The organism is Brevundimonas sp. UBA7664 (assembly GCF_002483305.1).
Classification (GTDB): domain Bacteria; phylum Pseudomonadota; class Alphaproteobacteria; order Caulobacterales; family Caulobacteraceae; genus Brevundimonas.
Genome location: NZ_DLHQ01000026.1, coordinates 19566 through 38509, shown reverse-complemented (window position 1 = coordinate 38509; position 18944 = coordinate 19566). Strand labels below are relative to the sequence as shown.

Here is an 18944-nt window from a genome sequence, read left to right as displayed (position 1 = left end):
CGTCTACCGCCTGAACACCGCTGCCAGCTCGACATGCGCCGACCACAGGAACTGGTCCACCGGCGTGACCCGCTCCAGCCGGAAGCCGGCGTCGATCAGCACCCGGGCGTCGCGGGCGAAGGTCACCGGATTGCAAGACACATAGACGACCACGGCCGCCTTCGACGGGGCGATCTGCCGCGTCTGCTCCAGCGCCCCGGCGCGCGGGGGGTCCAGCACCACGGCGTCGCAGCCGCGCAGGTCATAGGGGGCCATCGGGCGGCGGAACAGGTCGCGGACCTCGGCCGTGACCGGCTTCATCCCCGGCCCGGTTCCGATCCCCGCCTTCAACGCCGCAATCCCCGCCGCCGAGGCGTCCGCGGCCAGCACCGGCGCGATCGTTGCGAGGGGGAAGGTGAAGGTCCCCGCCCCGCAGAACAGGTCGGCGATCTTCTTCGCCCCCTTCACCGCCTCCATCGCCCGCGCAACCATGGCCGCCTCGGCCTCGGGCACGGCCTGCAGGAAGCCGCCCGGCGGCAGGGGCACGGTCGCCGGGCCGAAGGCGACCTTCGGCTGACGCTCCATCATCAGGGTCTCGCCGGCCAGGCTCAATCGCGCCAGACCGGCCGCGGCGGCGGCTTCGATGGCCCGCATCTGCGCATCGCGCGACAGGCCGCCCGAACGGCGCTCCACCCCGGTCACGTCGACGTCGAGCCCGGTCAGGGTCGCTGTCACATGCAGGGTCGGCGCTGATTTCGGATGCTCCAGGAAGGCCTCCGCCACCCGCGCCAGCGCCGGAAAGGCCGAGACCAGCCGCGGATCCGCCACCGGACAGGCGGTCACCTCGACCAGCCGCCAGCTCTTGCGCGCCTTGAAGCCCAGCACGACCCGCCCGTCCTCGCCGCGCCGGGCATGCAGGGCCAGCCGCCGCCGCGTGCCCGGCGGGACGGCCACGGTCGCCTCGATGTCGGTCTCGATCCCCTCGCGCGCCAGGGCCAGCCGCACCTGCTCCCGCTTCCAGTCCAGATACGGCCCGGCCGCCCAGTGCTGCAGCGAACAGCCGCCGCAGTCGCCGTAGTGGGGCGAGACGGGCGCGATCCGGTCGGGGCTGGCGACGACGATCTCGACCGCCTCGAGCCGCCCGTCGCGGACCTCGCCGCGCACCGTCTCGCCCGGCAGGGTCAGGGGGGCGAACACCGGCCCGGCCGGGGTTTCGGCGATCCCGTCGCCCTGCCCGCCTACGCGGCTGATGGTCAGCGTTTCCGTCATCGCCCGCTTCTAGGGCGCCCCGGCGTCTGGCGAAACCTGAACGAAGATGAACGGCCCGCTCAAAGGCCGTTCAGTTTCGGCGCGCTAGATATCGAGACACAGGCAGGGGCGCCGGATGGTCGGCTCCCAACTCCAACAGGGACAGGATCTCCGCAATGTTCGCCCGTCTTTCCATGAAGACCGCCGCAACCGGCGCCGCCCTCGCCGCCGCCGCCATGTTGGCGGCCCCCGCCACGGCCTCGGCTCAATCCTACGGCCAGCCGTACGGCTACCAGGACCGCGGCTACGACACCTATCAGGACGGCGGCGACTATTGCCGCAGCGACCGCAGCAACCGTCGGGGCGCCGGCGTCGCCATCGGCGCCACGATCGGCGCGGTAGCTGGTTCGCAGTTCGCCGCCAACGGCCGCCGCACCGAGGGCAGTGTGCTCGGCGGCGTGCTCGGCGCCATCGTCGGCGCCAGCGTCGGCGGCTCCTCCGCCCGCGATTGCGACCGCGGCTATGATCAATCGCAGTACGGCTATCGCGACAACGCCTACGGCCAGTCGCAGTACGGCTACCGCGACAACGCCTATGGCCAGTCCCAATACGGCTATGGCGACAACGCCTATGGCTACCAGGACCGTTACGACGATCGCGCCCAGGCCTATGACCGGTACGATGATCGCTATGACGATCGCGGCTCCGGCTACCGGACCGACGACCGCGCCTGCCGCACCGTGTCCGTCCGCGCCCGTGACCAGTACGGCCGGCTCGTCACCCGCTACGAGCAGTCCTGCACGGACCGCTACTGACCGAATTGCGTCGCCGATTATTTTTCAGCCCCCCTGTCGATCGGCGACGTGACGGAGACCCCCGGTGGAGCAATCCACCGGGGGTTTTTCCTTTTTGGGGCGCTATCGCTCGCGACGCGGCCGCTCGCTGCTTGAGCGCGTCTCGTCTCCTCCCCATGCAATGGGGAGGGGGACCATGCGAAGCATGGTGGAGGGGTGGAGGCTGAGCGCATGCGATCCGGCGACGGGCTTCAGGCTCCGCCGCGCCTCGCCCACAAGAGAAACTCCACATTCCCGTCCGCGCCGGTGATCGGGCTTTCCGCCGACGCCTGCACGGCCCAGCCCTCGCCTTCCAGCCATACAGATACCGACGTCAGCGCCGCCTGCTGCGCGGCGGAGTCCCTGACCACGCCCTTCTTCGTCCCCCCCGGTCCCCCCGCCTCGAACTGCGGCTTGACCAGGGTGACCAGATCCGCGCCCGGCGCGGCGAGCGACAGGGCCGCCGGCAGCACCTTGGCGAGGCCGATGAAGCTGGCGTCGCAGACGATCAGGCCCGGGGTCTCGGGGATCAGATCGGGCGCCAGGTCCCGCGCGTCGGTGTGCTCCAGATTGACCACCCGCGGATCGCCGGCCACCCGCGCGTGCATCTGGCCCGACCCGACATCCACCGCGAAGACGCGCGCCGCGCCGCGTGACAGGCAGACCTCGGTGAAGCCGCCGGTCGAGGCGCCGATGTCCAGCACCGTCCGCCCCTCGACCGCCACCGGCCACAGCGTCAGGGCGTGGTCCAGCTTCAGGGCCCCGCGCCCGACCCAGCGGTGGGCGTCGGCATAGAACACGACCGCATCCTCGCCCACGGCCTGGGACGCCGCCCGGGCCGGGGCGCCGTCGACCGTCACCCCGCCCGCCTCGATCGCCGCCTTGGCCCGCGACCGGCTCTCGGCCAGACCGCGCGCAACCAGCAGCTGGTCGAGCCGGGTCTTGCTCACCCCACCGCGTCCAGCCGCGCCAGCGCCGCCTGCAGCTTGGCCCGCCCAGCCTCGGCCTCGGCCAGTTTCTCGCGTTGCTCCTCAACCACCTCGGGCGCGGCGCGGCCGACGAAGTTCGGGTTGCCCAGCTTCTTGTTCACATGGTCGATGTCGCTGTCGAAGGCGGCGATCTCGCGCGTCAGCCGCGTCCGCTCGGCCCCGATGTCGACCAGCCCGGCGAGGGGCAGGAAGGCCGAGGCGCCGCCGATCAGGATCGAGATCGATCCCTCCGGCTGCACGCCCACCGTGGTGATCGCCTCCAGCCGGGCCAGGCCGCGCAACAGATCGCCGTGCCGTTCGAACCGCGCGGCCACGTCCGCCGACGGATTGTAGAGGGCCAGGGTCAGTCTGGCGCCGGGGGGGATGCCGATCTCGGCGCGGCTGGAGCGGATCTGGGTGACCGACTGGATCAGCCAGTTGATCTCTTCCGAAGCGGCGGCGTCGAGCCAGGCGTCGGGCAGGTCCGGCCAGGCCGCGCCGATCAGCGTGGCCTCGGCGCGCGGCGCGCCTTCCGTCGCCAGATTGTCCCACAGATCTTCGGTGATGAAGGGCATGATGGGGTGCATCAGCTTCAGCGTCTGGTCGAGCGTCCACGCCGTCATCGCCCGGGTCTCGGCCCTGGCGGCCTCGTCGGCGCCGGTAAACACCGGCTTGGCCAGTTCCAGATACCAGTCGCAGAAGACGTTCCAGACGAACCGGTAGAGGGCCGAGGCGGCGTCGTCGAACCGGCCGCCCTCGATGGCGACGGCCACCTCGCGCTCCGCCTTGACCAGCTCGTCCCGGACCCAGCGGTTCAGCGTCTGCTCGACCGCCGCCGGGTCGAAGCCCTCGACCCGCCGCGCCTCGTTCATCTGGGCGAAGCGGGCGGCGTTCCACAGCTTGGTGCCGAAATTGCGATAGCCTTCAATCCGTTGGCGCGACAGTTTGATGTCCCGCGTGCCCGACAGAATGGCCATGGTGAAGCGCAGCGGATCGGCCCCGAGCTCGTCGATGATGGTCAGTGGGTCGATGACGTTCCCCTTCGACTTGCTCATCTTCTGGCCCTTCTCGTCGCGGACCAGGCCATTGATGATGACCCGTTTGAACGGAACCTCATCCATGAAGTGAAGCCCCATCATCATCATCCGGGCGACCCAGAAGAAAATGATGTCAGCAGCCGTCACCAGATCGCTCGTCGGATAGAAGCGGCGCAGGTCTTCCGTGTCCTCCGGCCAGCCCATGGTCGAGAACGGCCACAGGGCCGAGCTGAACCAGGTGTCGAGGACGTCCTCGTCCTGCGTCAGCGCCTTGCCGCCGGCCTGGGCGATAGCTTCGGCCTCGTTCTCGGCGACGTAGATGTTGCCGTCGGCGTCATACCAGGCCGGGATGCGGTGACCCCACCACAGCTGGCGCGAGATGCACCACGGCTCGATGTTGCGCAGCCATTCGAAATAGATCTTCTCGTAGGACTTCGGCTCGAAGACCGTGTCGCCCTGCTCCACCGCCTTGATGGCCGGCTGGGCCAGGGTGTGGGCGTCGACGTACCACTGGTCGGTCATCCACGGCTCGATGACCACGCCCGAGCGGTCGCCGTGCGGGATCACGTGGCGCGTCTTCTCGATGTCCTTCAGCCAGCCTTCAGCCTCGGCGCGGGCCACGATGGCCTTGCGCGCGGCGAAGCGGTCCATACCCTCGTAGTCGGCGGGCACGTCGGGCGTATCGGCGGCGGTGATGCGGCCGAAGGCGTCCATGACGTTCAGCGCCGCCAGCCCGGCCCGCTTGCCGACCTGGAAGTCGTTGAAGTCATGCGCCGGCGTGATCTTCACCGCGCCCGAGCCCTTGGTCGGATCGGCGTAGGCGTCGGCGACGATCGGAATGCGTCGGCCGACGATCGGCAGGGTCACGAACTTGCCGACCAGCCCCGCGTAGCGCGCGTCGTCCGGATGCACGGCCACGCCGGTGTCGCCCAGCATGGTCTCGGGCCGGGTCGTGGCGACGACGATATAGTCGCGCGTCTCCCACTCCGTGGCCTTGCCCTCGTCGTCGAAGGCCGCCGGGTGCTCATAGGTCACGCCGTCGGCCAGCGGATAGGCGAAATGCCAGTAGGACCCGTCCATCTCGCGCTGCTCGACCTCGAGGTCCGAGATGGCGGTCTGGAAATGCGGGTCCCAGTTCACCAGCCGCTTGTCGCGATAGATCAGGCCTTCCTTGTGCAACTGGACGAAGACCTTGCGCACGGCGTCCTGAAGCGTCGGATCGAGGGTGAACCGCTCGCGCGACCAGTCACACGACGACCCCAGCCGGCGCAGCTGGTTCTGGATCGAACCGGCGCTGGTCGCCTTCCATTCCCAGATCTTCTCGACGAAGGCCTCGCGGCCCATCTCGCGCCGCCCGACATTGCCGGCGGCGGCCAGCTGGCGCTCGACCACCATCTGGGTGGCGATGCCGGCATGGTCCGTTCCCGGCAGCCACAGCACCGCCTTGCCCTGCATCCGGTGATAGCGGGCCAGGATGTCCTGCAGCGTGTTGTTCAGCGCATGGCCGATGTGCAGCGACCCCGTCACGTTCGGCGGCGGAATGACGATCGAATAGGCTTCGGCGGCCCCGTCGGTCTTCGGCGCGAACAGGCCGCTCGCCTCCCACATCGCGTACAGGCGGGGTTCGGCGGCGGACGGGTCAAAGGTCTTGTCGAGCATTGGGAAGGGTCTTTTTTTGGTTCCCTACCGCTCCGCGCGCGGCGCGTCGCTGCATGAGGGCGGTAGACAAAGAGAAAGGGCGGCCCCGACTGGAGCCGCCCCGAAATGATCTAGCCTTGATCGGGTCGCGGGTGAAGTCAGCCGGCGTTGCGGGCGATGCGTTCGACTTCCTTGCGTACCTGGGCCTCGACGATGGCCGGCAGATTGGCGTCCAGCCAGTCCTTCAGCATCGGCCGCAGCAGCGAGCGGGCCAGTTCATCCAGGGTCGGGCCGGTTCCGGTCGGGGGTTCCATGGGTTCGGGCTTCCTGATCGTGGAGGCGAAACCGGCGAAGGCCGAGGCGGCGCTGGCCGCGGCGCTGTCGCCGACCAGGCTGTCGTAGGTCGTCGTCGGGATGGAGGGATGCTCGGGCGTGTGAACCTCGACCGGCTCCTCGGTGAAGACCGACTCGCTGACCGGCGCGCTCGGGAACGGCTCGGCCGCCGAGATGTCGAGGTCGCCGAGGCTTTCGGCCGCAGGGGCCTCATAGGCGTCGGTCAGCTCCAGCACGTCGTCATCCGCGGCCGGCTCTTCCATCGACGGCGTCTCGTCCATCAGGGCCGGAGAGACGACCGGTTCTGGCTCCGGGTCCGGCGCGGGCGCGGCAGCGACCGGGGCGGTTTCAGCCGGGGCGTCGTCTTCGGAGATGATCCGGCGGATCGACGCCAGGATTTCCTCCATCGTCGGTTCCTGGGCGGTCTGATCGGTCATGTCGAAACCCCGGTGCGCGCGGCGAACGCACGTTCAAGTCCAATTGCGGCGCGGAAGAGGAGCCCCCTCCCACGTCCTGTCGTCGCATCTCAGGCCGCTGGAATCAACGGGCGTTTTCGCGTCACAGGTTAACACACAGCGCCGCGAGTCGCCCCGCGGGCGACCGGTCCCGGATCAGTCGCGAGGCGCGGTCTGCACGACTTCGGACTTCAGCTGGGTATCGATCGGCGCATCGGCCGCGTCATTGGCCGGTACGACCGGCGGCGCGGCCAGACGGTCGATCGTCTCGACCAGACCGTCCCACGGCAGACCGCCGCGGTTGCGCACATGGTTATAGTTGGCGGCGGGGTCATAGACGGTCATGGCGGCGTCCAGATCCTGACCTTCCAGCCGGCCCATGGAGGCCAGAAGATTGGCCTGGGCGACGTATTCATTGCGCCGGGCGCTGGCCAGGGTGACCTGGGCCGAGCGCAGCTCCAGCTCCTGGTTGAGCACGTCGAGAGTGGTGCGCAGGCCGACCTGGGCCTCCTGCCGCACGCCCTCTGCGGCCACGGTTGCGGCGCGGACGGCTTCCTCGCCCGCCTGGAGCGTGGCCCGGGCCGAAATCGACTGGGCATAGGCCGAGCTGACGGCCTGCAGGGTGCTGCGGCGTTCGCCCTCGACATTGATCTGGGCCGCATTGGCCCGTTCGAGGGCCTGGGCGACGCGCGAACCGTTCAGCCCGCCGGTGAACAGCGGCACCGAGATGGTGGCTCCGGCCTGGAAGCGCGTCTCGTCGGCGATGTCGTTCAGATTGCCGAGATCGCCGGCCGATCCGCCATAGGAAGCGGTCAGCCGGGCCGACGGCATGTACTCCGCCTTGGCCGCCGCGACGTTGGCCTCGGCCGCCCGCAGGCTGTAGCCGGCCGAGCGGATGCCGGGATTGTCGAGCAGGGCCACATCGAGGGCGTTGTCGAAGTCGGTCGGTATGCCCGGCAGCACCGGCATCGGCGCCAGGTCGCCCGGCGCCTGACCGACGACCGCGGCATAGGTCGCGCGGGACACCGAGAGCTGGGCCCGGGCGTTGGCCAGGTCGGCCTCGGACTGGGCCAGCCGCGATTCGGACTGGGCCACATCGGTGCGGGTGATCTCGCCGACCTCGAACCGCGCCGAGGCTTCTTCCAGCTGGCGTTGCAACACGCCCAGATTGGACTCGCGAATGGACAGGATTTCGGTGTCGCGGATCACATCGGCATAGGCCTGGATGACCGAGGCCAGGACGGTCTGTTCGATGTCGCGCAGGTCCTCGCGCCCAGCCAGGATGTTGGCCTCCGCCGCCGAGATGCCGTGGCCGATGCGGCCGCCCGACCAGAGGGTCTGCGACAGGCCGAGGCTGACGCCGCCGGTGTCGCTTTCGGAGTTCCCGAGCGAGTCGCTGTAGGTGCGCGCATAGTTGGCGCTGACCGTCACGTCGAGCGACGGCCGAAGCCCGGCCCGCGCCTGGACGATGGACTCATCCAGCGCCCTCTGGTTGGCCCGCTGGGCCAGCAGCGAGGGATTGGTCTGATAGGCCAGCGCCAGGGCTTCCTGCAGCGTTTCCGCCCAGGCGGGCGCGCCCATGCCGGTCATGACGGCGATGATGGCGACCGAGGCGAGCGCGCGCGAACGTTTCAGCATGTCTGTTCCTGCCTGGCGCGGGGAGGCGCGCCCTTCATATCTCGTAGGTCTGATGGGGGACGGTTTGCGCCCACGCCAGTTAAGTTTTTTTCACGCGCCCGCCGGTGAAGTCCGTCGGCCCTCGGGAAACTACAGCGCGAAGATAGGTTCGGGCGAGAGTTCCGCCAGCATCGGCGGCGCGGCGTTGAACAATTCGCGGCGGGAAACACCCTGTTCGCCGCGCACATACAGCACGGCCTTGCCCACCGGCCCGGCCCGCTCGACGACCGCCAGCCGGCCGCCGACCTTCAGGGCCTTAAGCCAGGCGTCGGGCCGGCCGGGAATCGCGCCTTCGCAGATGATCACGTCATGCTCGCCGCCCGTCGGCGCCGCCAGCGGGCCGACGACCGTGCTGACGCCCGCCTCCGCCAGAACCTCGCCGACCACCTCGAACACGGCAGCGTCGGATTCCTGGGCCGTGACCTCGAGGCCCAGTTCCGCCAGAACCGCCGCGGCATAGGGCGCCGCCAGGGCCAGGGCCGTCTCGCCCTGCCGGGCGTCCAGCGCCATCAGCAGTTTCGACAGGTCGCGCGCCATCATCAGCCGGCGTTCTCCCGCGATCTCGGGCTCTATCTCGGCATAGGCGGACCAGGCCCGCTCCTGCGGCAGGAAGCGCTCGCGCGGAACGGCCAGCAGCGCCGCCTGCAGGGCGCGGTCGGTGACGTCGTTCACGCGGATCTGGCTGTCGACCATGACCTTGCGGGCTGCGGCGAAATCCATGGAGCAACGATCCTGCGGCTGAGGGCGCCCGGCGGCGGCCGGGAAATCTGGCGCGCTTATAGGTCTGTGCGTTGCGAGGGACAATCCGATCTGATAGCGAACGCCCCTCGCGATGGCGCGGCCGTTCCAAACGGCCCAGGGCCTGATGGCGGAGTGGTTACGCAGAGGACTGCAAATCCTTGCACCCGAGTTCGATTCTCGGTCAGGCCTCCATCGCGATTTCGTCCCACACGCCCTTCGGCGTAGGCAAGCGCCGATTGCGCGCAGCGTGCGAGATTCCCGTTTCGGTGTCCTCACGCCCGTGGTTAAGGTTCTCCGGAGAGCCGGGGGGCGATGTATGCCGAGCCGTACAGACCGACTGACCGACCGCGAGCGTGAATGCCTGCGCCTCGTCCACGCCCATCTGAATTCCAAACAGATCGCGCGCCGCCTCGGCATCAAGCCCGCCACCGTCGATCGCCATTGCGAGAACGCCGCGCGCAAGCTGAAGGCGTCGGGCCGCGTCGACGCCGCCCTGCTGCTGATCGCGGATCAAACCGTTCCGAACGACTCGGTATCCGAACCGGCCCCAATCGCTTCCGACCCCTTCAGCGCGTCCTCTGACAGGGCGAACGGGGTGACACATGACCGATACCGAAGGACGGGTGCCAGACATCAGCTGGGCGCAACTGCAGACGGTGCTCCTGGCGCTGGCGGATACGCCGATGAAACGGATGATGGTTCAGCATCTGGTGGAAGGCACGCGCAAACAGGCGACGTTTCTCTCACCCGAATGCACGTTCAGGGAGATACTCCACATTGGAGCAGCCTTGCTGGACTCAGGCTTCCAGCCGGTGGAATCGGACATGAACACCTCGGCCGCATCCTGTTCGTCTTCGCCATTGCGGCAGTAGCCGTTCTGGCCCTGACGAGCGTCATAGGTGCGGAGCGGTTCGCCTTCATCCTGCAAGGCATCCGATACGGCGGCTGATCCGCGCTGCCTCTCAAGATAGGTGAGCCAATGAAACGCAGCGAACATGCAGCGGCCGTTGTCGCGCGCCTGGCGTCGGACCTGTTCCAGGCCGAAGCCAGCCAGGACGAGGCCGTCAGCCAGTTGGGCCAGCTGGCCCAGTCCTTGACGCGAAGCCGCCGCGAGGCCGGTCTCTCGGCCACGGTGGGCCAGGCGGCCTTCGACGCCCTCGCCGACGCCGTCGCGGCCCAGGTCGGGGCCCAGCGCGCGATGGTCGCGCTTCACGAGGCCTTGGCGGATGTAAAGCGGTCGACCTCCTACCGCGGCGTCCGGATGGGCGGCATGGAGAAGCTGGAAGACCCCGTCCCGCGGCCGGTGGGGCTTGCGCTCGTGGCCTGATTTGGCGATGCCGGGGATATGTCGCCCATCTATGCGGTTTCCCTGGGCCTGCTGATCGTGTCCGCAGCGCTCGCGTTCTGGCGCGGCGGCGGGTGGGAACGCGCAACGGCGGCCGCTCTGGTCCTGGTCTGGATCGGGACGGCCTTCGTCGCGCCGTTCAACCATGCCGAGCCGCCCTGGGTCATCATCGGGCTCGACGGCGCAACCATGCTGTTCCTGCTGTATCTGGCCCTCTATTCGAAACGCCAGTGGACGATCTGGGCGGCCGCGTTCCAGTTCCTGCTCATGGCCAACCACCTGGCCTTCGTTCGCTTCCGTGAGCTCGATCAGTGGGCCTATGTCACGGCCTACTATGTCTGGGGCGACGCGGTCTTGCTGTGCCTGATCTCGGGCGTGATCTGGGGCGCGCACAAGGCCGCGCCCGCAGCCGGGCCGGCGGACTGAACGGACAGCGTGTGCGGGGGATCAGGCGACCGGCGCAGTGATCCAGCCGATGACGCTGGCGGCGCTGACGCCTGCCGCGACGATCCCGACCGCCAGCGCGATGCGCGCATTGCGGTGAATGAAGACGAAAACCCCACCGAACATGACTGAACTCCCCCCGGACGCCCACACACCGACACAGCTTTGCCGGTTCATCAAGGTGTACAAAGCGTTAATCGCAATACCGTGATCGATTCACGCCCGTCGGGAGAAATGATGCAGCGCAATTCCACTGGCGACCGAAACGTTCAGCGAATCAAAGCCGCCTGACATCGGAATCCCGACGGGCCGGCAGCGGGCGATGACCTCCGGGGACAGGCCGGGCCCCTCGGGTCCCAGCAGGATGGCGACCCGCCCTCCCCGCGGCGCGCGATCCAGAGGCTCGCGCGCGCCCGGCGTCAGGGCGATGACCTCGAACCCCGCCGCCTTCAGACCCTCGACCATGGCGAGGGCGTCGAGCCCGACCGCCATCGGCGTGCGCAGCACCGCGCCGACCGACACCCGGATCGCCTTGCGATAGAAGGGATCGCAGCACTGCGCGTCCAGCAGCACCGCGTCCGCCCCGAACGCCGCCGCATTGCGGAACAGGCCGCCCATGTTGTCATGGTTGCCGATCCCGCAGGCCGCGACCACCACGGCGTCCGGCCCCATCTCCGCCAGGCTGGCCTCCAGGGTCCGGACCGGCGGCTTCTCGCCGAGCGCCAGGATGCCGCGATGCAGGTGAAAGCCGGCGATCGCATCCAGCACCGGCGGCTCGGCGACATAGACCGGCGTCTCCTCCGCCAGGCGCGCGAGCACGCCGGCCAGCCCCTCGACCCGCTTGCGGTCCAGCAAAAGCGCGACGGGACGGCACAGGGACCGGTCCGACGTCAGCACGTTCAGGACGACCTCGCCCTCGGCCACGAACAGGCCCTGCCTGCCCGTCAGGTCCCGCTCGCGGATGTCGCGGAAGCCGGCGATGCGCGGATCTTCGGGGTCGTCGATGCGGATCACGGCCAAGATCGGATATTTCCCGTTGCGTCAGTCTGACTCGCGCTGCTATAGCGCCCGCCTTCCCGAGAGGAAGTGTTCCGCGGTAGCTCAGTGGTAGAGCAGCCGACTGTTAATCGGCTGGTCGTAGGTTCGAATCCTACCCGCGGAGCCACTCTTTCCCTTCATCGCAGATCGAAAAAAAGCCCGACGCGAGCGCCGGGCTGAAGAAGTTCGGTGATGGTGGGTGTCCTCGAGAAGGAAGACATCCTTCCGATGCCGTGAATTGGTTAACCGTCCGTAAACCCTCTCAGTCCGCGTCGGGCAGCCATGTCGTCTGCCGCCCGCCCGCCGGGCCGCTCCAGACCACCCGCCAGCCGGCGCCGGCCCGTTCGACCCGCGGCGCCGCGTCCGCCGCCCCGTCGCCGGGCCAGGCGAAGGTCCGCCCGCCGACCCGGATCTCGTCCGGTCCCGTCGCGGGGGTCAGCACCAGGCTCCAGCGGCCTGATGTGTCGGGAGTCACCTGAACCGTCTCGCCGCCGGTCTGAAGGTCGACCGGCGTGTCGGCCGGGGAATTTCGCCCGGAGGCGAGCCGCATCCGCCCGTCGCTGTCGACCGCGCCGAGCGCCGGCGCCCGGTCCAACCGCCGGGTCGCGCCGCCCGCCCGCAGGATCGCCACGGGCCCCCGCCCCCCGGCCACGATCAGCAGCCGCTCCGGCGCCGGGACCGCGTCCTGGCCCACCTGGGTCTCGGGCCGCAGCAGCAGGTCGCCCGCCGGCGGCGTCATGCGAATCTCGAACCGTCCCTCGCCGTCGGCCGCCGCGGCGTAGGCGGGCCCCGAATCGCTGCGCAGCACGACGCGGGCGCCCGGCTCCGCCCGGCCGGTGAAGATCAGGCCGCCCGACATGCGCTGGACCGACACGATCATCGGCGGACGGGTCCAGCCCTCGACCGCCCCGGGGCCCCGGGGCTTCTCGGCCGCCGGCGTGGCGGGCGGAGAACAGGCGGCGCTCGCGACGCACAACAGAACCGCCAGAATCGCCTTGTCGAACATGGCCCGTTTCATCGCATGCCTCCGACCGCTAGGAGTAGCGGTCCAGATAGCGCGCCGGCACGGCCGCTGTCTCCCATCCGTTCCCGAGGCCCCATGTCTTCGCCTGCCGCCATCCAGCCTTTTGACGGTCAGTCCGTCTGCCTGTTCTGCGGGTCTTCGGAGCTGTCCGACCCGGCCTACACCGAGGCCGCCCGCGCCTTCGGGGCCCAGACGGCGGCGGCCGGCTGGCGGCTGGTCTATGGCGGCGGCGGCGTCGGCCTGATGGGCGCCTCGGCCCGCGCGGCCCACGCGGCCGGCGGCCGGGTGCTGGGCGTCATGCCGGGCTTCCTGCGCAGCCGCGAGCGTCTGTTCGACGACGTCGAGACCCTGATCGTGCCGTCGATGCACGAGCGCAAGACCATCATGTACGACCAGTCCGACGCCTTCGTGGTCGCCCCCGGCGGCGTCGGCACCCTGGAAGAGGTCATCGAGGTGCTGTCGTGGAAGCGGCTGGACCTGCATGCCAAGCCGGTGATCTTCCTCAATCTCAACGGCTTCTGGGAGCCCCTGCTGGCGGTGATGGAGCACAGCATCGCCGAGCGGATGACCCCCGACAGCTTCCGCCAGGCCTGGGTCGTCTGCGACACGGTCGAGGCCGCGATCGAGGCCATGCAGGGCGCGGGCGAGATGCCGCACTTGCAACATGATCGCCGATAAGTAATCAATGGTCAGTCAGCCGGGTTGATCCGTTTCTTTTAGCTACGCACCTTGACAGTTGCGTATGAAAACGGACACTGGCGATGCGGGGCGGATAACCGCGCCCGCCCAAACCGGAGACCTCCCCCATGCGCGCTCTGCTCATCGCCGCGGCCCTGTTCGCCGCCGCCCCCGCCTTCGCCCAGACCTCGGCCCCCGCCACCAGCGCTGTCCTCGCCGACGCCGCCCGCGCCCCGGCCAGCCGCACCATCATCGACGGCGCCACCTGGCGCTGCGACGGCGCATCCTGCACCGCCACCGGCGGCACCAGCCAGCCCGCGACCCGCGCCTGCCGCCGCGTCGTGGCCCGCTTCGGCGCCGTGTCGTCGTTCAGCTACAAGGGCGACGTCCTGTCGGCCGAACAGATCGCCGCCTGCAACGCCTGATCCGCCGACGCACGATCAGAAAAGGGCCGCCCCCGATCCGGGGGCGGCCCTTTTTCGTAGACCCCGCGGTGGAAGGCCTCAGGCCGTTTCGCCGCTCAGACGCTTCACGATCCGCTCGCGCCCGATCATCGGCGCCAGGGTCGCCATGTCCGGACCGTGCTGCTGGCCGGTGATCATCATCCGCAACGGCATGAACAGGGCCTTGCCCTTGGCCCCCGTCGCCTCCTTCACCGCCGCCGTCCAGACCGGCCACAGGGTCTCGTCGATGGTCTCCGGCAGGGCCGCCAGCGCCGCCGCGGCGAAGGCCGGGTCCTCGATCAACGGCGTGACCGGACCTCGAACGATAGTCGCCATTTCAATGACATCAGCGAACTTCTGAAGGTTGCCACGCACCCCGTTCCAGAAGGCTTCACCCAAATCGGCGCCCAGATCCGTCAGCCGTGGCCGCGCCACCGCATACGGCATGGCGTGCAGCGCCTGGGCGTTCAGACGATCCAGATCGGCGGTGTCGTAGCGCGCCGGCGACCGGCCCATTTTCGAGAAGGCGAAGCTGGCGCCGAGCGCGTCGATGGACTCCCCCACCTCCAGCGGATCACTGGTGCCGATCCGGCCCAGGTGGCTGGTGATGGCGATCGGCTCATAGCCCTGATCGCGCATCTCGGCGATCGACAGCGACCCCAGCCGCTTCGACAGCGCCTGCCCGTCCTCGCCGACCAGCAGGGGCATGTGGGCGAAGGCCGGAACCGGGCCGCCCCAGCCCTCGCCGATCAGCGCCTCGAAGATCTCGATCTGGGCCCCGGTATTGGTGACATGGTCCTCGCCGCGGATCACATGGGTGATGGCCATGTCGAGGTCATCGACGACCGACGGCAGGGTGTAGAGGAACAGCCCGTCCTCGCGGATCAGCACCGGGTCCGACATCGACGCCGTATCCACCTCGGCATGACCGCGCGACAGGTCTTCCCAGGCCACGCGGCGGCCGTCCAGCTTGAAGCGCCAGTGCGGTTTGCGCCCCTCGGCCTCATACGCCGCCTTCTCCGCTTCGGTCAGGGCCAGGGCGGCCCGGTCGTAGATCGGCGGCAGGCCGCGCGACAGCTGCACCTTGCGGCGTCGGTCCAGCTCCTCGGAGGTGTCGTAGCAGGGGTAAAGCCGCCCGGCCGCCTTCAGACGCGCCGCGGCGTTTTCATAGCGGTCGAACCGCTTCGACTGGTTGTGGCGTTCGTCCCAGACCAGGCCCAGCCAGGTCAGGTCATCCTCGATGCCCTGTTCGAACTCCGGCGTGGACCGCGCCAGATCGGTATCGTCGATGCGCAGCACGAATTTGCCGCCCTGCCCCTTGGCGAACATCCAGTTCACGAGAGCAGTGCGGACATTGCCGACGTGCAGCCTACCCGTCGGCGACGGGGCGAAACGGACCTTGACGGACATGGAGAGACCTTGAAACGCGAGGCGGCTAGGTCGCGCTCCAACCCGGCGAAGTCAAGGCGGCGTGGTCAACCGGGGGCTTCGCAGGCCATCCTCAGCGCGGCGACCTGCCGCGAGAACGCGCGCGCCCTGTCCATCGTCTCGAACGGGATGGCGTGGTCGCTGGCCTGCCCGGTGACATTGGTGAGATGGCCGCGCTGGATGCACTCTGATCCATCCACGCACCGAAAGCGCAGGACGGCGGCGCCGCTGGCGGCCTCCTCCGGACCATCCTCGACAACGGCGGCCAGCGGCATGATCCAGCGGCCCCAGGCGGCGTTTCGGCCGTGGCTGTGGTCCACCGTGGCGCAGTCGCCGGAAAGCCTGTGATAGAAATAGGCCCCGCTGCCGGTCCCCCAGAAGGAAAATCCCGGGGCCGACGCGGGGGCATCATTGTCCTGGGCCTGAACAGCCGTCCCCGAGACGGCCAGAAGGCAGAATCCGGCCCCGATCATCCACCGTTTCATCAACGATCTCCCCGACCCGCGTCATGCCAGATGATCGCGGGGTCAATGAACGTCGAATGAACGCTGTTGCGTCAGTCGTCCCGGTGAACCCGCTCGCGGCGCTCATGCCGCTCCTGGGCCTCGACGGACAGCGTCGCCGTGGGGCGGGCCTCCAGCCGTCCGAGGCTGATCGGCTCGCCGGTCTCCTCGCAATAGCCGTAGGAGCCGTCCTCGATGCGCCGTAGCGCCTCGTCGATCTTGGAGATCAGCTTGCGCTGGCGGTCGCGCGTCCGCAGCTCCAGCGCCCGGTCGGATTCCGACGACGCCCGGTCGACCAGATCCGGATGATTCTCCGTCTCGGCCTTCAGGTTGACGACAGTCCCCTTGGACTCGCGAAGGATGTCATCCTTCCAGTCCATCAGCTTGCCCTTGAAGTAGGCGAGCTGCCGCTCGTTCATGAACGGCTCGTCGTCGGACGGCCTGTACGCGGCCGGCTCGACGATCACAGACGCCAATGCGGTCATAATCGCACTCACGGTCTTTAACAGCGCCCCCCTGTGGCGCAGCCCTGCCTATAGGGATGACGAAGAGTCGCGGCAACAACGCTCGCGCGAGCGTGACCGCTGAAGCTGACAGTCCTGCGGCGAGCGTGACATTTCTTCATCACTCGAGGCTCGCCCAACCGATTTTCGCAAGGGATTACGAAGGCTTATGCTGCACTGCGGCGTAGATCCGCCTTGGCCAGCTCCACCGCGGCCCGCAGATCGATCTGGTCCAGCAGCGCGTTGAGGCCCGCGTCCGCATCGATCGGCCGTTCCTCGCGCAACGTGCGGGTCAGCCGCTCCAGGGCGCCCTCGCCGGCCTCGCCCTGCAACAGGGCCAGCTTCAGCTCTTCCAGCCGGTCCAGCAGGCCGCCGCCGCGCCGGATCGCGCGCCGGCGGCGTTCGGTGACGTCCTCGACCCCCTGCAGGGCCATCAGGGCCGAAACGTTGGCCACGCCGGCCGGGGCCGAGGCCGGGCTCGCGGCGGCGGCGGAAGCGGCGGCGCCGGCCGAAGGCACCGAGAAACCGGCGCCGGGGCGCGCGGCTCGGGTCCCCTGGGCGGACGACGGTCCGGATGGGCCTGTGACCTTCATGGAAAGCGACTCCAGCACATCAGCCGAACATCGGTGGCCCCCGTCACCGTTTGGTTAACGGCCCGGCAGTTTCTGCCGCTGCCGCCCCGCCCCGCGAGCACCTTTCGACTGTTTTTATAGAAGATTTCCACTGGCACGTCCCTCGCATGACAGGGGATGCAACAGTCCGTGGACGCCCCGCCTATGCAGAAACTGCTCGCCTCGCTCCTGACCGCCGCCGCCCTGGCCGGATTCGCGTCCCCGGTCCTGGCCCAGTCGCGCATCAAGGACATCGCCGCGATCGAGGGGGTCCGCTCCAACCAGCTGGTCGGTTACGGCCTCGTGGTCGGACTGAACGGCACGGGCGACAGCCTGCGCAACTGCCCCTTCACCCGCCAGTCGCTCGAGGGCATGACCGAGCGTCTCGGCGTCAACATCCGCGGGGCCAACGCCAACTCCAAGAACATGGCCGCCATCATGGTGACGGCCGAACTGCCGCCCTTCGCCACCCCGGGCTCCCGTATCGACGTCAACGTCGCCTCGATGTGCGACGCCAAGAGCTTGCTGGGCGGCACCCTGCTCGTCACCAGCCTGCAGGGCGCCGACGGTCAGGTTTATGCGGTGGCGCAGGGATCGATCCAGACCGGCGCGGTGTCGGGCGGCGGCGCCTCCGGCTCTTCGGTCACGCGCGGCGTCCCCACCGCCGGCCGTATCGCCTCGGGCGCCACGGTCGAGCTGGAGACCGGCTTTCACCTCGCCAATATGACCGAGGTCCGCCTGACCCTGCGCAATCCCGACTTCACCACGGCCCAACGCATGGCCGCCGCGATCAACCAGGTCTATCCGAACTCCGCCCTGGCCGAGAACGGCACCGTCGTCGCCCTGCGCGCCCCGGGCCAGATGGGCATGGCCGGCTTCATCAGCCGGGTCGAGAACCTCGAGGTCATGGTGGACTCGCCCGCCCGGGTGATCATCGACGAGGTCAATGGGGTCATCGTCATGGGCGACGCCGTCCGCGTCTCCACGGTCGCCATCGCCCAGGGCAATCTGACCATCTCGGTGCAGGAGAACCCGCAGGCGAGCCAGCCCACCCCCTTCAGCCGCGGCGGCGAGACCGTCGTCCTGCCCCAGACCGATGTCGCGGTCGAGGAGGAGCTGGGCCGCGAGATGCGCATCGTCGGCGGCGGCGCCTCCCTGTCCACCCTGGTCAACGGCCTCAACGCCCTCGGCGTCAGCCCCCGCGACATGATCAGCATCCTGCAGGCCATCAAGGCCGCCGGCGCCCTGCAGGCCGAAATCGAGGTGATGTGATGAGCGACCCGATCACAGCCCCCGGCGCCCTGCCCCCGCCGGCCGCCGTCGCGCCCGCCTCCGTCGTCACCGCCCGCATGCGCGAGACGGCCGAGGCGTTCGAGGCCTCCTTCCTGTCGCAGATGCTCAAGCCGATGTTCGATGGCCTGTCGACCGAGGCCCCGTTCGGCGGCGGCGAGGCCGAGGGCACCTGGCGCGGCTTCCTCGTCGAGGCCATGGCCAAACAGACCGTCCGCGCGGGGGGCATCGGCCTGGCCGATCAGGTCGTCGCCCAGATGCTGAAGATGCAGGAGCAGGGTCAATGACCGACGCCGCCACGCTGAACGCGACCGCCCGCGTCCGCCAGTTGACCGACCTGACCACCCGCCTGACCGACCGTCTGAGCGAGGAGTCACGGGTGTTCGAATCGCACCGGCCGCAGGACGCCGCGGCTTCCATGGCCGCGACCCAGGACCTCGCCAACGCCTATCGCCGCGAGTCGGCGCAGGTGAAGGCCAATCCTGCCTCGATCGCCGCCGCCCCCGCCGCGGACCGCGCCGCGCTGATCCGCGCCACCGAGGCCTTCGAGGCCGTGCTGTCGCGCCACGCCCGCGCGGTCGAGGCGGCGCGCACCATTTCCGAGGGCCTGGTCCGCACCATCGCCGCCGAGGTCGCCGGCCAGCGCGGCAGCCCTTCGGCCTACGGCGCCTCGGGCAAGGCCAACGCCGGCGACGGCCGCGCCGTGGCCTTCAACCGCCAAGCCTGAT

The 18944-nt window shown here is 69.3% G+C and carries 22 protein-coding genes, 2 tRNA genes and 1 pseudogene; 12 read left to right on the top strand and 13 right to left on the bottom strand.

Translation table 11 applies throughout. The features are described 5' to 3' along the window. Positions 1-3 precede the first annotated feature (3 nt). Positions 4-1248: a class I SAM-dependent RNA methyltransferase gene (locus B2742_RS06115; RefSeq protein WP_292064100.1), complete on the bottom strand. Its 1245-nt coding sequence runs from the start codon at positions 1246-1248 to the stop codon at positions 4-6. A 155-nt stretch (positions 1249-1403) separates the two neighbouring features. On the opposite strand from B2742_RS06115, the gene B2742_RS06110 reads away from it, so the two are divergent. Next, positions 1404-2042: a glycine zipper 2TM domain-containing protein gene (locus B2742_RS06110; protein WP_292064099.1), complete on the top strand. Its 639-nt coding sequence runs from the start codon at positions 1404-1406 to the stop codon at positions 2040-2042. Between the two features lie 230 nt (positions 2043-2272). Here B2742_RS06110 and B2742_RS06105 read toward each other — a convergent pair whose 3' ends face one another. The 5 genes from B2742_RS06105 to B2742_RS06085 all read right to left on the bottom strand — a co-directional run bounded on the left by B2742_RS06105 (position 2273) and on the right by B2742_RS06085 (position 8888). Further along, a complete protein-coding gene (locus tag B2742_RS06105; protein ID WP_292064097.1) occupies positions 2273-3010 on the bottom strand; it encodes a TlyA family RNA methyltransferase in 738 nt (245 codons plus the stop codon). After that, complete coding sequence (locus B2742_RS06100; protein ID WP_292064095.1) at positions 3007-5724, bottom strand: valine--tRNA ligase; 2718 nt, start codon at positions 5722-5724, stop codon at positions 3007-3009. Before B2742_RS06100 ends, B2742_RS06105 begins: the two co-directional genes overlap by 4 nt. A gap of 137 nt (positions 5725-5861) precedes the next feature. Continuing rightward, on the bottom strand, positions 5862-6473 hold the full coding sequence (locus B2742_RS06095) for a DUF2497 domain-containing protein (RefSeq protein ID WP_292064091.1): 612 nt from the start codon (positions 6471-6473) through the stop codon (positions 5862-5864). A gap of 174 nt (positions 6474-6647) precedes the next feature. Continuing rightward, on the bottom strand, positions 6648-8129 hold the full coding sequence (locus B2742_RS06090; protein ID WP_292064090.1) for a TolC family outer membrane protein: 1482 nt from the start codon (positions 8127-8129) through the stop codon (positions 6648-6650). A 129-nt stretch (positions 8130-8258) separates the two neighbouring features. Next, positions 8259-8888, bottom strand: a complete 630-nt coding sequence (locus B2742_RS06085; RefSeq protein ID WP_292064088.1) for a protein-L-isoaspartate O-methyltransferase family protein — start codon at positions 8886-8888, stop codon at positions 8259-8261. A 139-nt stretch (positions 8889-9027) separates the two neighbouring features. On the opposite strand from B2742_RS06085, the gene B2742_RS06080 reads away from it, so the two are divergent. The 5 genes and pseudogenes from B2742_RS06080 (at position 9028) to B2742_RS06060 (ending at position 10680) form a co-directional block, all read left to right on the top strand. Beyond that, positions 9028-9101, top strand: a tRNA-Cys gene (locus B2742_RS06080). A 124-nt stretch (positions 9102-9225) separates the two neighbouring features. After that, positions 9226-9348: pseudogene (locus B2742_RS06075) on the top strand (LuxR C-terminal-related transcriptional regulator); the annotation flags it as partial. A gap of 163 nt (positions 9349-9511) precedes the next feature. Further along, on the top strand, positions 9512-9781 hold the full coding sequence (locus B2742_RS06070; protein ID WP_292064733.1) for a hypothetical protein: 270 nt from the start codon (positions 9512-9514) through the stop codon (positions 9779-9781). Between the two features lie 107 nt (positions 9782-9888). Next, a complete protein-coding gene (locus B2742_RS06065) occupies positions 9889-10236 on the top strand; it encodes a hypothetical protein (RefSeq protein ID WP_292064086.1) in 348 nt (115 codons plus the stop codon). 18 nt (positions 10237-10254) lie between these two features. Beyond that, positions 10255-10680: a hypothetical protein gene (locus tag B2742_RS06060; RefSeq protein WP_292064083.1), complete on the top strand. Its 426-nt coding sequence runs from the start codon at positions 10255-10257 to the stop codon at positions 10678-10680. 21 nt (positions 10681-10701) lie between these two features. Here B2742_RS06060 and B2742_RS06055 read toward each other — a convergent pair whose 3' ends face one another. Continuing rightward, positions 10702-10824, bottom strand: a complete 123-nt coding sequence (locus B2742_RS06055; protein ID WP_292064080.1) for a hypothetical protein — start codon at positions 10822-10824, stop codon at positions 10702-10704. Between the two features lie 90 nt (positions 10825-10914). Beyond that, positions 10915-11718 (bottom strand): TrmH family RNA methyltransferase, encoded by an 804-nt coding sequence (locus B2742_RS06050; protein ID WP_292064078.1) that lies wholly within the window; start codon positions 11716-11718, stop codon positions 10915-10917. A 70-nt stretch (positions 11719-11788) separates the two neighbouring features. Between B2742_RS06050 and B2742_RS06045 the strand changes: the two genes are divergently transcribed. After that, positions 11789-11863: transfer RNA gene (locus B2742_RS06045), tRNA-Asn, on the top strand. 135 nt (positions 11864-11998) lie between these two features. Here B2742_RS06045 and B2742_RS06040 read toward each other — a convergent pair. Further along, the gene (locus B2742_RS06040) at positions 11999-12754 is read right to left on the bottom strand and encodes a hypothetical protein (protein ID WP_292064076.1); all 756 of its coding nucleotides are present in this window, start codon (positions 12752-12754) and stop codon (positions 11999-12001) included. Between the two features lie 81 nt (positions 12755-12835). On the opposite strand from B2742_RS06040, the gene B2742_RS06035 reads away from it, so the two are divergent. Both B2742_RS06035 and B2742_RS06030 read left to right on the top strand, forming a co-directional pair. Beyond that, positions 12836-13438, top strand: a complete 603-nt coding sequence (locus tag B2742_RS06035; RefSeq protein WP_292064074.1) for a TIGR00730 family Rossman fold protein — start codon at positions 12836-12838, stop codon at positions 13436-13438. Positions 13439-13566: 128 nt separating this feature from the next. Beyond that, complete coding sequence (locus B2742_RS06030; protein ID WP_292064072.1) at positions 13567-13863, top strand: CC_3452 family protein; 297 nt, start codon at positions 13567-13569, stop codon at positions 13861-13863. Positions 13864-13941: 78 nt separating this feature from the next. On the opposite strand, the gene gltX is transcribed toward B2742_RS06030, so the two are convergent. From gltX to B2742_RS06010, 4 genes are all read right to left on the bottom strand, one after another. Continuing rightward, positions 13942-15291, bottom strand: a complete 1350-nt coding sequence (gene gltX, locus B2742_RS06025) for a glutamate--tRNA ligase (RefSeq protein ID WP_292064070.1) — start codon at positions 15289-15291, stop codon at positions 13942-13944. Positions 15292-15356: 65 nt separating this feature from the next. Next, on the bottom strand, positions 15357-15794 hold the full coding sequence (locus tag B2742_RS06020) for a hypothetical protein (RefSeq protein ID WP_292064069.1): 438 nt from the start codon (positions 15792-15794) through the stop codon (positions 15357-15359). A 71-nt stretch (positions 15795-15865) separates the two neighbouring features. Continuing rightward, positions 15866-16297: an RNA polymerase-binding protein DksA gene (gene dksA, locus B2742_RS06015; RefSeq protein WP_292064067.1), complete on the bottom strand. Its 432-nt coding sequence runs from the start codon at positions 16295-16297 to the stop codon at positions 15866-15868. A gap of 185 nt (positions 16298-16482) precedes the next feature. Continuing rightward, the gene (locus B2742_RS06010; protein WP_292064065.1) at positions 16483-16908 is read right to left on the bottom strand and encodes a flagellar assembly protein FliX; all 426 of its coding nucleotides are present in this window, start codon (positions 16906-16908) and stop codon (positions 16483-16485) included. Between the two features lie 183 nt (positions 16909-17091). On the opposite strand from B2742_RS06010, the gene B2742_RS06005 reads away from it, so the two are divergent. From B2742_RS06005 to B2742_RS05995, 3 genes are read left to right on the top strand one after another with little or no spacing between them, the layout of a single operon-like run. Beyond that, entirely contained in the window at positions 17092-18198 is a 1107-nt protein-coding gene (locus B2742_RS06005; RefSeq protein WP_292064063.1) for a flagellar basal body P-ring protein FlgI, read from the top strand. Further along, a complete protein-coding gene (locus B2742_RS06000) occupies positions 18198-18503 on the top strand; it encodes a rod-binding protein (RefSeq protein WP_292064062.1) in 306 nt (101 codons plus the stop codon). Before B2742_RS06005 ends, B2742_RS06000 begins: the two co-directional genes overlap by 1 nt. Beyond that, a complete protein-coding gene (locus tag B2742_RS05995) occupies positions 18500-18943 on the top strand; it encodes a flagellar basal-body protein FlbY (protein WP_292064060.1) in 444 nt (147 codons plus the stop codon). Before B2742_RS06000 ends, B2742_RS05995 begins: the two co-directional genes overlap by 4 nt. Position 18944: the final 1 nt, after the last annotated feature.

Coding starts and splice junctions, on each gene's coding strand:
- B2742_RS06115 (WP_292064100.1), bottom strand. CDS start 1,248: ATGACGGAAACGCTGACCATCAGCCGCGTAGGCGGGCAGGGCGACGGG.
- B2742_RS06110 (WP_292064099.1), top strand. CDS start 1,404: ATGTTCGCCCGTCTTTCCATGAAGACCGCCGCAACCGGCGCCGCCCTC.
- B2742_RS06100 (WP_292064095.1), bottom strand. CDS start 5,724: ATGCTCGACAAGACCTTTGACCCGTCCGCCGCCGAACCCCGCCTGTAC.
- B2742_RS06095 (WP_292064091.1), bottom strand. CDS start 6,473: ATGACCGATCAGACCGCCCAGGAACCGACGATGGAGGAAATCCTGGCG.
- B2742_RS06090 (WP_292064090.1), bottom strand. CDS start 8,129: ATGCTGAAACGTTCGCGCGCGCTCGCCTCGGTCGCCATCATCGCCGTC.
- B2742_RS06085 (WP_292064088.1), bottom strand. CDS start 8,888: ATGGATTTCGCCGCAGCCCGCAAGGTCATGGTCGACAGCCAGATCCGC.
- B2742_RS06070 (WP_292064733.1), top strand. CDS start 9,512: ATGACCGATACCGAAGGACGGGTGCCAGACATCAGCTGGGCGCAACTG.
- B2742_RS06065 (WP_292064086.1), top strand. CDS start 9,889: ATGAAACGCAGCGAACATGCAGCGGCCGTTGTCGCGCGCCTGGCGTCG.
- B2742_RS06060 (WP_292064083.1), top strand. CDS start 10,255: ATGTCGCCCATCTATGCGGTTTCCCTGGGCCTGCTGATCGTGTCCGCA.
- B2742_RS06055 (WP_292064080.1), bottom strand. CDS start 10,824: ATGTTCGGTGGGGTTTTCGTCTTCATTCACCGCAATGCGCGCATCGCG.
- B2742_RS06040 (WP_292064076.1), bottom strand. CDS start 12,754: ATGAAACGGGCCATGTTCGACAAGGCGATTCTGGCGGTTCTGTTGTGC.
- B2742_RS06035 (WP_292064074.1), top strand. CDS start 12,836: ATGTCTTCGCCTGCCGCCATCCAGCCTTTTGACGGTCAGTCCGTCTGC.
- B2742_RS06030 (WP_292064072.1), top strand. CDS start 13,567: ATGCGCGCTCTGCTCATCGCCGCGGCCCTGTTCGCCGCCGCCCCCGCC.
- gltX (WP_292064070.1), bottom strand. CDS start 15,291: ATGTCCGTCAAGGTCCGTTTCGCCCCGTCGCCGACGGGTAGGCTGCAC.
- B2742_RS06020 (WP_292064069.1), bottom strand. CDS start 15,794: ATGAAACGGTGGATGATCGGGGCCGGATTCTGCCTTCTGGCCGTCTCG.
- dksA (WP_292064067.1), bottom strand. CDS start 16,297: ATGACCGCATTGGCGTCTGTGATCGTCGAGCCGGCCGCGTACAGGCCG.
- B2742_RS06010 (WP_292064065.1), bottom strand. CDS start 16,908: ATGAAGGTCACAGGCCCATCCGGACCGTCGTCCGCCCAGGGGACCCGA.
- B2742_RS06005 (WP_292064063.1), top strand. CDS start 17,092: ATGCAGAAACTGCTCGCCTCGCTCCTGACCGCCGCCGCCCTGGCCGGA.
- B2742_RS06000 (WP_292064062.1), top strand. CDS start 18,198: ATGAGCGACCCGATCACAGCCCCCGGCGCCCTGCCCCCGCCGGCCGCC.
- B2742_RS05995 (WP_292064060.1), top strand. CDS start 18,500: ATGACCGACGCCGCCACGCTGAACGCGACCGCCCGCGTCCGCCAGTTG.